The organism is Pseudomonas sp. S2_F03 (genome assembly GCF_054668335.1).
The window spans coordinates 2,374,318-2,386,443 of the sequence record NZ_CP162759.1 but is presented as its reverse complement, the minus strand read 5'-3'; the positions used below and the strand labels follow the sequence as shown (position 1 = coordinate 2,386,443).

Here is a 12,126-nt window from a genome sequence, read left to right as displayed (position 1 = left end):
TGAGCGTAGAACACGTTAATAAGACGCAATATGTCGTCGATTTGCCATTTTAATGGTCAATATGACGTGGCGTTTAATCAGAGTGACAATTCGATCCCCTGTAGGCGCGAGCGTGCTCGCGATGGCGTCAGCTCAGGCGCCCATGAAACCTGAGTTGGAATGTCAAACCGGCTGCCCCCGATCAATCTTGCTGCTCAGAATGATCGAAGTCGTCGTCTTCTCCACCCCATCCACACTGCCGATCTGATCCAGCAACTGATCCAGCTGCTCTGGCGAGTCGGTACGCAACCACGCCACATAATCAAATTCGCCACTTACCGCACACAACTGCTGAACCTGAGCCATCGCACTGAGCCGGCGCAGCACTTCCTTGCCAGAGCGCGGTTGCACGGTAATCCCGACATACGCCTGCAATCCGCCATCGACCACGCGCTGACCGAGGCGCACGCCATAACCGGTGATGACTTTGGCCTTTTCCAGGCGCGCCAGTCGCGACGTGACGGTCGTGCGCGCGATGCCCAATTGCCGGGCCAGCATGGCCACGCTCTCGCGGGCGTTGATCTGCAAGGCTGCGATCAATTGGCGGTCGATTTCATCAAGCACGGGCGGGCGGATGTCAGGCAAGGGGTGGCTCCAGTGGCACGGTTCAATGGCTGAGCATGTTACAGACTCGTTCGGCGGGGCGCTTGTGGTCGATATTCGAACTGGGGCTATGTGATTGCTAGACATTGCCCAAGTGACGGCTGAATCACGGGCGTGAAAAAGCCGCGCATTAGCGCGGCTTTTCTGTTTGGCCGCTCAGCAGCCAGGAGTCGGCAGTTCGGAGCCGATGGTAATCGCGGTAACCTGCACAGCCTGGAAGCTTTGCTGCGCCTGCGCGTCGAAATCTCTCTCACAGTTAAAACGAGTATCGGTGACAAAATCTTCGCCCTTGACCTTGGTCATGCTGGCCTGCCACTGGTTAGAGGCTTTCAGCGCTTGATCGCTGACCAGCACAACTTCCAGCAACACCTGACGGAAGTCCACAGCTCGCGGGCCGTCCCATAGCGCAAAAACCGACGGATCGGCAGCGTTGCCGCACATGGTCAGGCAGTCCGCGTAGAAATTCAGGTCCCCAGCCGCTTGTTGAAAGTTTCCGAAGGTCAGGGGCTTGTTGGCGGCCGGTGCGAACGATTCACCGATGAAGGATTTCAAGTCGGCTTGGCAGGTCGGCGAAAGCTCCATGCGCAGTTCACTTATTGTGCCGCCACCGGCAGTCGCCGTAATTTGGCAACCTTGAACCTCATAAGAGTGATGATCGCCCGAACTCTCACGTGCGACGCCGGCAACCGATTCGAAGTGACGCAGATTAGTGCCCAACATTTTTCCATTAAAAACATCGGCAACGCTGGCTTTCGCTTGGGCAATCGCAGGGCTGCCTGCAACAATCAGTGCTGTGAACAGGCTGGTAAAAATGGCTTTCTTCATCCGCAAATTCCTTTTGTCTCGATTGAGTCGAACGTGCCCTTCGACGATGAGGCGCGAACATACACAACGTTGATAGTGATTGGCCAGTAGTGAGTGCCAGGTCGCGTATCGGCGAATGCGTCACGACACTCGTGACGATGAGCTGAAGGTCTCGAATACTCGGGGCATAATCCTGTTGAGTGCTGTTACTCGGATTCCGTCGCGGTCCGCGCAGGTCGCGGTGTCAGCACTTTCACCACATCATCAATTACCGCCTTGCTCATCGCCGTCAGATAATGCGCGGCCCAAGCGTGGTGGTCGGTGTCCTTTGTGTAGGCGGCATCCTCGGCAAATGCCTTGGCGAGGAATAGCAGATTGGAGGCCTGTGCCAATGCTTCGACGATGGGGACACCGGGCCTGACGTTGAATAACGCCTGATCCGAGCAGTATATGAACGGAGTGAAGCCAATGGTTTTTAGTTCTGATTGGTTGTTCATGGTCAACTTCCTTGATTTGAGGAGATGCCAATTTCGTTTCCAAGCGAATGGGTGGCAGCTGTGCGCAGGTTGGAAAACCGGGAATCAAGGAACCGGCACGCCCTAAGACGTCCCGCGCACAGCCGCCATAACTCAGGTTGCAGATAAGCTGCTGCAATCGTAATCAGGGGCGCTGTTACGTTTTGATTCGACGGGTTTCCAAGCCCGATCACTGCATTGGCAGTGACGTCCGGAGAGTATCCCGTCGAACAAAAGCGCAACAAGGCAGCAAAGTGCCCATCACAAGATAATCAGATGTTGCCTACAACCTTGGCGGGCGTCATCTGATAGCTGCGACATACAACTTAAAGAAAACCAGCTCGTCGCATACGAAAAAGCCGCGCATTAGCGCGGCTTTTTTGTTTGGTGGGCCCACACGGACTTGAACCGTGGACCAAAGGATTATGAGTCCTCTGCTCTAACCAACTGAGCTATAGGCCCTCAGTAGGTCGCGGATTATAGCGACGGTTTCTCGGCTGTGCTATCCGAAAAATCGGATACGGCTATACGAAGAAACGTCGCGGCAAATTCGTCGGGGGGCAGAGGCAGGCTGACGATGTAGCCCTGGATCTGTTCACAGCCTTCGGCAGTGAGGAATTCCTGTTGGGCCACGGTCTCGACGCCTTCGGCAATGACGGTAAATTGCATGCTGCGGCCCAGCGCGATGATCGCGCGAACGATCGCCGCATCGTGCGGATCGTCAGGCAGGCCGCGGACGAACGACTGATCGATCTTGAGAATATCCAGCGGCAAGCGCTTGAGGTAGCTCAGCGACGAATAGCCCGTACCGAAGTCATCGATGGCCAACTGAACACCCAGTTGTTTGAGTTGGTGCAGCACCGCCAGCGCTTCTTCGGCCTGGCTCATGATGAAGTTTTCGGTAATCTCCAGTTGCAGAAAACCCGGCGCGAGATGGCTGTCCTTGAGCAGTTGTTCGATCCGCCCCAACAGGTTCGGTTGGCGCAGTTGGGCGCCTGCGAGGTTGACCGAGAGCGGGCCGAGGCATTCATACACCTGATTCCACTCTTGCATCTGCCGGCAAGCCGTCTCGAGTACCCAGTCGCCGATTTGCAGAATCATGCCGTTTTCTTCGGCCAGGGGAATGAAGTGTTCCGGCGGCACGGTACCGAAGGTCGGGTGATGCCAGCGAATCAGCGCTTCGGCGCCGACCAGTCGATGGTCGGCGAGGCTGATTTTCGGTTGGTAATGCAGGAACAGTTCGTTGCGCTCGATGGCGCGCCGCAGCTCATGTTCCAGCGCCACGCGTTCGCTGGCCTGTGCGGTGAGGTCGCGGGTGTAGCTTTCAACCCGGTTACGCCCCTTGGCCTTGGAGCGGTACATCGCCGCGTCGGCGTTTTTGACCAGCGTGGCGACGTCCCAGCCGTCGTTGGGGTACAGGCTGGTGCCAATACTGGCGCTGATGAAAAACTCATGCTCCCCGGCCTGGAAGGGCGCGGAGAAACAGTTGAGCAGCTTGGTCGCAATATTGTCGGCATCGCTGGATTGCTGAAGGCCCGGTAGCAGAATGATGAATTCGTCACCGCCAAGGCGCGCAACGGTATCGATATCGCGCAACTGCTCTTTGAGGCGCACGGCGATGCCTTTGAGCAGCAGGTCACCGACCGGGTGGCCGAGGCTGTCGTTGATGTGCTTGAAGCGGTCCAGGTCGAGGAACAGCACTGCGCCCTGGCCGCCGTTTTCCTTCTGCGAGTTGAGTGCGGTTTGTAGTCGGCTTTCGAACAGCGTGCGGTTTGGCAGGCCGGTCAATGGGTCGTGATGCGCCTGGTAGTCGAGTTTGGCCTGGGCGTGTTTGAGGCTGGAAATATCGGCAAATACCGCCACAAAGTGGGTGATGAATTTTTCCCGGTTGCGCACAGCGCTGATGGTCAGCCAGCTCGGATAGAGTTCGCCGTTCTTGCGGCGGTTGGAAATCTCGCCTTGCCAATGACCTTCGGCTGTCAACTGATGCCACATCGCGGCATAGAATGCGCTGTCGTGGAGGCCCGAAGCGAGCAGGCGAGGGGTGTGGCCCAGTGCTTCGCTCTCGCTGTAGCCGGTAATCTCGGTAAAGGCACGGTTGACCGCGCTGATGTGCTGTTGGGTGTCGGTGATCAACACACCTTCGGCTGTGCTTTCGAATACGGTGGCGGCCTGTTGCAGCTTTTCCTGCATGAGGTGCCGCTCGGTAATATCCCGGGCAATGGTCAGCATGCAATCTTCATCGCCGATCGGCAGCGGACGGCTCGATACCTCGCAGAGGCGGATCTGCCCGTCGCTGCGGCGGATGTGGCAGCTGAAGTCGCGGACGAAGCCATCGCGGTGCAGCAGGTCGAGCATTTGCTTGCGTTCGTTGAGGTTGACCCATATCCCCAGGTCCAGGGCCGACCGGTCCACGGACATTGCGCTGTTGAAACCGGTAATGCGGCTGAATCCTTCATTGACCTCCAGCAGTAACCCGTCGCTCTGGCGCGACAGCAACAAACCGTCTGGGGAAGCATGAAAGGCCTTGGCGAATTTCTCTTCGGAGGTTTGCAGTTGTTGCTGGGTTTCTTTTAGCTGGCTGATGTCACGCACCACCACTACGAGGGCGGGAGTGGTATCGAGATCAAAGGGTTCGGCGGAAATCAGGCCGGTAAACACGTGGCCATTACTGCGACGAAAGGGCATTTCCAGGTTGCGGATACTGCCGGCCTGCAGACGTTGCAGCAGGCCGGGACCCACACCGGGTATGCCCCAGATGTTCAGGTCGGTGGCGGTCTGGCCTATGACCTCTTCGGCCTTGAGACCAATCTGTTCTTCGAACGCTTTGTTGACCTCTAGCAGACAACCGTCACTAAGCCGCGCGATCACCAGGATGTCCGGGCACTGCTGGAATACCGAGGCGAATTTTTGCTCGGAAAGGCTTAGCGCCTCTTCAGTGCGCTTGGCATCACTGATGTCGATCATCAACCCGCGCAACACCGGCTCATGGCCGTGCTCGATCAGGCTGACGATGTCGCGCACCCACAGGCAGCGGCCATCGGCGGTGATGACCCGGTAATCAACGCTGTGATCGCGCCCGGCCAGCACTTCGTGATCGCAGTAGGTTTGAGCCCGTGTCAGGTCCGCAGGGTGGATGATATTGCGCCAGAACCCCGGAATCAGCCAATGGGACAGGGGATATCCCAGCAGGTCTTCAGCGTGTGGCGACACGTAGCTGTAGGTGTAATCGCTGATCCGTGCTTCCCAGGCGATGGCCGACAGACTCTCGACCAGCCCGCGATAGTGGTACTCGCTGCTGCGCAGTTCCTGTTCGAGGTCGACCCGGCGTGCAATTTCAGAGCTCAGTCGACGGTTGATCCGAATGACCACGGCCAGCATGACCATCAGAAACAGCAGCCCCGGCAGGCCGTAAGCCAACAGATCCGACCAAAAGCTTCGGTGATCCAGGACATTGCCCACCCAGCGTTCCTGAATGGCGCTGATTTCACTCGGGCTCATGTCCGCCAGCACTTTATCCAGAATGCCGACCAGCACCTTGTTGTTGGGGGGCACGGCCATTGCCAGTTGATAGCGATACGGGGTTTCGCCGCTGACATATAACCCTTCGAGCTTGAGCTGACGAAGGCTCCAGACACTGGAAGCGAGGTCGCCCACCACGGCGTCTACTTCATCGGTGGCCAGCGCCTGCAAGGCCGAACTCACATTGGACATCGGCACCAGATTCAGGTCTGGGTGGTGGGTGCGCAGCAGTTCATGCGGCGCATAGTTTTCTACTACGGCAATCTTTAGCCCGTACAGGTCTTCGAGCTTGTGCGGTTGGGCACCGCCGACATGGGCCAGGATGACAATCGGAAAATCGAGGTAGGGGCGCGTAAACGACAGGTATGACTGGCGTTCCGGGGTCGACATGATGCCCGGTAACACATCTAGCTTGCCTTGCTTGGCCTGTTCCAGCACGACCGTCCAACTGACCGGCTCGATGGGCGTGAGCTTGATGGCCAGCCGTTGGCGGATCACGTTGATGTAGTCCGCCGCCAGGCCTTGATAGCGGCCCTGTTCGTCGCGGAACTCAAACGGTGGCCATGAAGCGTCCACACCCAGGCGTAAATCCGGGTGTGCGGCCAGCCAGCTACGTTCGTCGTCGGTCAGAGTCAGCGCGCCAGCCGTTGCGGTCCAGGTCATCAGCGACAGCAAAAAAAGCACGGTCGGCAGTCTGGGCATAACGGTCTCGTTATGGCTCGGGGGAATGTTTCGAGTGTAGACGGGCTAAGCGGTGGGGGGGATGTGCGGGGGATTTAATCTGCATAAAGCAAAACCCCCGGCCTGGGCCGGGGGTTCTGTTGTTACTCGTCGAGGAAGGAGCGCAAATGCTCGCTTCTCGTCGGGTGGCGCAGCTTGCGCAGTGCCTTGGCTTCGATCTGACGAATCCGTTCACGGGTCACGTCGAACTGCTTACCAACTTCCTCAAGGGTGTGGTCGGTATTCATGTCGATACCGAAGCGCATGCGTAGAACCTTGGCTTCACGTGCAGTGAGGCCGGACAGCACTTCGCGAGTCGCTTCTTTAAGGCTCTCAACAGTGGCGACATCGATTGGCGACTGCATGGTCGAGTCTTCGATGAAGTCACCCAGATGGGAGTCTTCGTCATCACCGATCGGGGTTTCCATGGAGATCGGCTCTTTAGCGATCTTCAATACCTTGCGGATCTTGTCCTCAGGCATTTCCATGCGTTCGCCCAGCTCTTCCGGAGTCGGTTCGCGACCCATTTCCTGCAACATCTGACGGGAAATACGGTTGAGCTTGTTGATCGTCTCGATCATGTGCACCGGAATACGGATGGTGCGGGCCTGGTCGGCGATCGAGCGAGTGATCGCCTGACGGATCCACCAGGTGGCATAAGTCGAGAATTTGTAGCCGCGGCGGTATTCGAACTTGTCTACCGCTTTCATCAAGCCGATGTTGCCTTCCTGGATCAGATCGAGGAATTGCAGGCCACGGTTGGTGTACTTCTTGGCGATGGAGATCACCAGACGCAAGTTCGCTTCGACCATCTCTTTCTTCGCGCGGCGGGCCTTGGCCTCACCGATCGACATGCGACGGTTGATGTCCTTGATCTCGGCGATCGTCAAACCGGTTTCGGTTTCCAGCGCGGTCAGCTTCTGCTGGCAACGAATGATGTCCGGTTGCAGGCGACCAATGGCTTCAGCGTATTTGCTCTTGCCTTTGGCCAGTGCATCGGTCCAGCTTTCGTCAACTTCATTGCCCGGGAACTGGCGCAGGAAGTCGGCACGCGGCATGCGGGCATCACGAACGCAAAGTTGCATGATCGCGCGCTCTTGCTGACGCAGACGATCCAGGGCACTGCGAACACGCTCGACCAGGCCTTCGAATTGCTTCGGAACCAGTTTGATCGGCATGAACAGCTCAGCCAGGGCCAACAGCTCGGCGATTGCCAGCTTATTGCCACGACCGTGCTTTTTCAGCGCCTTGCGGGTGATTTCCATCTGATCGGAGACAGCGCCAAAACGCTGTGCAGCGATGATCGGATCCGGGCCGCTTTCGGCTTCTTCTTCGTCATCCGTTGCTTCGGCGTCATCGTCGTCGGTGTCGTCGGCAGCGGGAGCGGCTTTCGGATCGATCGGCGGTGGCACTTCTGCAGCAGGCGGTGCGATGCCGTCGTCCGGGTCGATATAACCGCTCAGGACGTCGGACAGGCGGCCACCTTCGGTGGTGACGCGAGTGTATTCGGAGAGAATATGGTCAACCGTGCCAGGGAAGTGCGCAATTGCGCCCATCACTTCGCGGATGCCCTCTTCAATACGTTTGGCGATTTCGATTTCGCCTTCACGTGTGAGGAGCTCTACCGTACCCATTTCACGCATGTACATGCGCACTGGGTCGGTGGTGCGACCAATGTCGGTCTCGACCGCTGCCAACGCTGCTGCTGCCTCTTCGGCCGCGGCTTCGTCGGTATCGGCGTCGGCCAGCATAAGGGAATCCTTATCTGGCGCAACCTCGAATACGTTGATCCCCATGTCATTGATCATGCGGATGATGTCTTCCACCTGTTCCGGATCTGAAATATCCTCCGGCAGGTGGTCGTTGACCTCCGCGTAAGTCAGGTAACCCTGCTCACGACCAAGTGTGATCAACTCTTTGATACGAGACTGCTGTTGCGCTTTTCCGGACATAACACCCTATCCACTGAAGGTCTTGGCGGGCAAAAAACAAGCCGAGGATTATACCTGAGCTATGACCTCACGCGCCAGTTGAGGTCGGGTTTGATACAGCCATATTGCGTTTTAATAGGTCGCGCATCTGATTTGCTATCTGATTTGCTTCCTCCGCGGTCAATCCTGGCTGCCTTGCTTTCCTGATTAGTACTTCCAGGCTATCCGTGTGTTGAGCGGCTGATAGCCTAGTAATGGTGTCTAAAAACTGTTGTTCAAGGTTGTCACCTGCAATCAGCCATTCCTTTTCCGCCAATGCCTTGAGCAAACGCCCCTGCTCAGTCCCGTGCCAGCGGGCCATAAGCTGAATTGAGTTTAGCTTAGGATTTTTTTGCACCGCTTCGATCAGTGCGACCAGCAGCTGTGCGTAGGTATTGCTCTCATTGGCGAAATGGTCGGCGGTTTCTACCCGGCCGGCCAAGTCTGGATGATGAATGAGGGTTCGAAGTGCGATCAGCGTTGGGGCTTCCACGGCAATTGGAGTGCGCGGGGCGCTCGGTTGATCACGATCGCCACCGCGTTTGCCATTTTTGTCCCAGGGTTTCTTGTCCCACTTCTTGCCGCCAGCGCCGGGTTTTTTCGGCGTCCACTCCTGCTGCGGCACGTACATCTCTTGTGACTGCGGCTGATGGTAGTCGCTGTAATCGGGCATGGCGTCGTAATCGATGCCTGGATCGTATGCCGGTGGCGCTTCCTGCGGGGCGCTTTGCGCCAGTTGGCTGACGGCTTCACCGCTAAGCCCGGTGATTTCGCTCAGACGCTGGCGCATCAGGATGCGCAGGTTGGCACCCGGTACCTTGTCGATCAGCGGCGCGGCGAGGGTGGCCATGTGGGCCTTTCCTTCCAGCGAGCGCGGGTCCGACTCCTCGGTCAACTGCTGGAAGAAATAATCCGCCAGTGGCTGGGCGTGCTGGTTGATTCGCGCACGGAAGGCATCCGTACCTTCGGAGCGAACCAATGTATCCGGGTCTTCGCCTTCCGGCAGGAACAGAAAGCGTGCGCGCCGCCCGTCTTGCAGGCAGGGCAGTGTCGCTTCCAGTGCTCGCCAGGCGGCATTACGGCCAGCCTGATCGCCGTCGAAACAGAACAGCACGTTGGGCACGACGCGAAACAGACGCTTCAAGTGCTCTTCGCTGGTGGCAGTGCCCAGGGTCGCGACGGCATTGCGCAGGCCTTGCTGGGCGAGGGCGATGACGTCCATATAGCCTTCGACGACGATGATTTCGTCGAGGTTGCGGTTGTTTTTGCGTGCTTCATAAAGACCGTAGAGTTCCTGGCCTTTATGGAAGACCGGTGTTTCCGGTGAGTTCAGGTATTTCGGTTTGTCGTCGCCCAGTACCCTGCCGCCGAAAGCGATGATGCGCCCACGGCTGTCGCGAATCGGGAACATCACGCGATCGCGGAAGCGGTCATAGCGTTTGCCGGTTTCGGCGTTCTCGATCAGCAGTCCGGCGTCGACCATGGCTTTTTGTTGCAGGGTATCGCTGCTCAAGTGCTTGAACAGGTTGTCCCAGCCCGGCGGGGCAAAGCCGAGGCCGAAGTCGCGGGCAATCTCGCCGGTCAGTCCGCGGCCCTTCAAGTAATCCACCGCGGCTTTGCGTGACGGATGGCTTTTCAGCGCCTGACGGTAAAAGTCGGCGGCAGCGGTGAGCAGCGGATACAGCGGCGAATCGGTTGGTTGCCGCGGTTTGTGCGCCCGACCGCTTTCTTCACGGGGGATTTCCATGCCGGCGGCTTTGGCCAGTTCTTCGACGGCCTGGACGAAATCCAGGTTGTCGTGGTCCATGATGAAGCCGAGGGCGTTACCGCCAGCACCGCAGCCGAAGCAGTAATAGAACTGTTTGTCGGGGCTGACGCTGAAAGACGGGGTTTTCTCTTTGTGGAACGGGCAGCAAGCAGTGTGGTTCTTGCCGGCCTTTTTCAATTGCAGGCGCGAGCTGACCACATCGACGATGTCGGTGCGGTTCAGAAGGTCGTCAATGAAGCTCTGGGGAATTAGCCCGGCCATGGCGTTCTCGTCATCTGCGCTGAAATGGACCCATAACGAAGGGCGGCCGAACGCGGGTCGTTGTTTGAGGCGCGCAAAAAGTGCGGCTCGACCGGTGTCGTCTGCGTAATCGCTATCGGGGAGTGTATCTGCCGAAAATCCACTGACGTTAATACCAATCAGTAATCGACTGTTTGAAAGTGTTGCGCTGAATCCGCTGCGGCCTGTCGATGGCCTCGGATAGCTCAATAAGCGGGCACGCAAGCAGGTGCCTTGGGCTGATCGTCGTGAGAGGAATCAGTGGGTGTGCTCGTCAGTAGCCTTGGAAGGCTCGTCAGAAAAGACGTGCACCGCTGGCAAAAGAGCCAGGTCTGACGCTGTAAAGCAGGTTTGTCTTGGTCGCGTCTGCGGCTTCGACATTGAAGCATCAAGCGTTTTACGCAAATGCCATTAGCCCGGCTGAGAGCCGGGCTTGGCAGAAGCTTGCTACGATCGTCTGTGTATTAGTACAGACGAACGGCGCGGCGCTGTTCGCGCTGAACTTTCTTCGCGTGACGCTTAACAGCGGCTGCTGCTTTGCGCTTACGCTCGGAAGTTGGCTTCTCGTAAAATTCGCGGCTACGAACTTCAGCCAGTACACCGGCTTTTTCGCAGGAGCGCTTGAAACGACGCAGAGCTACGTCGAAGGGTTCGTTCTCTTTTACTTTGACGGCTGGCATCCAGAGCTACCTTCATTCATTACCGGGGTCAACATCCTCGCGGCAAAAGAGCACTTGAAGACGTCGGTTTTTAAGGGTTGCGGATGTTAACTCCTCATCGCTCGGAATGCAAAGCCTCTGATCGAAAACCGCTGGTCGGGGCATCACGCGGCGACTATTATGCGCGCCTTCGAATTCAGCCTAAACAAGGCGCAAACCCATGCTAGTACTGGGATTAGAAACCTCCTGCGACGAAACCGGCGTCGCATTATATGACAGTGAACGCGGGCTGTTGGCCGACGCACTGTTCAGTCAGATCGACTTGCACCGCGCCTATGGTGGTGTGGTGCCGGAGCTGGCCTCGCGCGATCACGTGAAACGGATGCTGCCCTTGATTCGTCAGGTGTTGGCCGAAGCTGACTGTGTGCCGACCGAGATCGACGCGATCGCTTACACCGCGGGTCCTGGCCTGGTTGGGGCCTTGTTGGTGGGGGCTTCCTGCGCTCAGGCGCTGGCTTTTGCCTGGGGTATTCCGGCCTTGGGTGTGCACCACATGGAAGGCCACTTGCTGGCGCCTATGCTGGAGACGCAACCGCCCGAATTCCCGTTCGTCGCTTTGTTGGTGTCCGGTGGTCATACGCAGTTGGTTCAGGTCGACGGGATCGGTCAGTACACGCTTTTGGGCGAGACGCTGGATGATGCCGCCGGTGAGGCTTTTGACAAGACCGCGAAGATGATGGGGCTCAATTATCCGGGCGGCCCGGAAATCGCGCGCCTGGCCGAGCAAGGCGTTGCGGGGCGATTCACGTTTCCGCGTCCGATGTGCGACCGCCCGGGCCTGGCATTCAGTTTCAGTGGCTTGAAAACCTTCGCCCTGAACACCTGGCAGCAAAGCGTCAGCGCCGGGGACGACAGCGAGCAAGCCCGTTGCGACATCTCTCTGGCGTTCCAGCAGGCCGTGGTGGAGACTTTGACCATCAAGTGCAAGCGAGCCCTGAAGCAAGCGGGCATGAAGCGCCTGGTGATTGCCGGGGGCGTCAGCGCCAACAAGGCCCTGCGCACCTCGCTGGAGAAAATGCTCGGCGACATGAAGGGTGATGTGTTTTATGCCCGCCCGGAGTTCTGCACCGACAATGGCGCGATGATCGCGTTTGCCGGTTGCCAGCGCTTGCAGGCCGGCCAGCATGAATCTTTGGCGATCAGCGTGCAGGCGCGTTGGCCGATGGAGCAATTGTCGGCGCTTTGAT

8 protein-coding genes and 1 tRNA gene are annotated in these 12,126 nt (G+C 57.9%); 1 reads left to right on the top strand and 8 read right to left on the bottom strand.

Annotated features, from left to right (window positions below; all coding sequences use genetic code 11):
- Nucleotides 1–162: 162 nt before the first annotated feature.
- The 8 genes from AB4N76_RS11325 to rpsU form a co-directional block, all read right to left on the bottom strand.
- A complete protein-coding gene (locus AB4N76_RS11325; RefSeq protein ID WP_046029956.1) occupies nucleotides 163–624 on the bottom strand; it encodes an Lrp/AsnC family transcriptional regulator in 462 nt (153 codons plus the stop codon).
- Nucleotides 625–798: 174 nt separating this feature from the next.
- Nucleotides 799–1,467 (bottom strand): hypothetical protein, encoded by a 669-nt coding sequence (locus AB4N76_RS11320; protein ID WP_046029957.1) that lies wholly within the window; start codon nucleotides 1,465–1,467, stop codon nucleotides 799–801.
- 185 nt (nucleotides 1,468–1,652) lie between these two features.
- Nucleotides 1,653–1,943 (bottom strand): DUF3077 domain-containing protein, encoded by a 291-nt coding sequence (locus tag AB4N76_RS11315; protein WP_109785558.1) that lies wholly within the window; start codon nucleotides 1,941–1,943, stop codon nucleotides 1,653–1,655.
- 403 nt (nucleotides 1,944–2,346) lie between these two features.
- Nucleotides 2,347–2,423, bottom strand: a tRNA-Ile gene (locus tag AB4N76_RS11310).
- A gap of 15 nt (nucleotides 2,424–2,438) precedes the next feature.
- Entirely contained in the window at nucleotides 2,439–6,185 is a 3,747-nt protein-coding gene (locus AB4N76_RS11305; RefSeq protein WP_046029961.1) for a bifunctional diguanylate cyclase/phosphodiesterase, read from the bottom strand.
- Nucleotides 6,186–6,307: 122 nt separating this feature from the next.
- The gene (rpoD, locus tag AB4N76_RS11300; protein ID WP_046029963.1) at nucleotides 6,308–8,155 is read right to left on the bottom strand and encodes an RNA polymerase sigma factor RpoD; all 1,848 of its coding nucleotides are present in this window, start codon (nucleotides 8,153–8,155) and stop codon (nucleotides 6,308–6,310) included.
- Between the two features lie 67 nt (nucleotides 8,156–8,222).
- Entirely contained in the window at nucleotides 8,223–10,202 is a 1,980-nt protein-coding gene (dnaG, locus tag AB4N76_RS11295; protein WP_046029966.1) for a DNA primase, read from the bottom strand.
- Nucleotides 10,203–10,684: 482 nt separating this feature from the next.
- Complete coding sequence (gene rpsU / locus AB4N76_RS11290; RefSeq protein ID WP_002551877.1) at nucleotides 10,685–10,900, bottom strand: 30S ribosomal protein S21; 216 nt, start codon at nucleotides 10,898–10,900, stop codon at nucleotides 10,685–10,687.
- Between the two features lie 199 nt (nucleotides 10,901–11,099).
- Here rpsU and tsaD point away from each other — a divergent pair, with 199 nt between their 5' ends.
- Nucleotides 11,100–12,125, top strand: a complete 1,026-nt coding sequence (tsaD, locus tag AB4N76_RS11285; RefSeq protein ID WP_027926719.1) for a tRNA (adenosine(37)-N6)-threonylcarbamoyltransferase complex transferase subunit TsaD — start codon at nucleotides 11,100–11,102, stop codon at nucleotides 12,123–12,125.
- Nucleotide 12,126 lies beyond the last annotated feature (1 nt).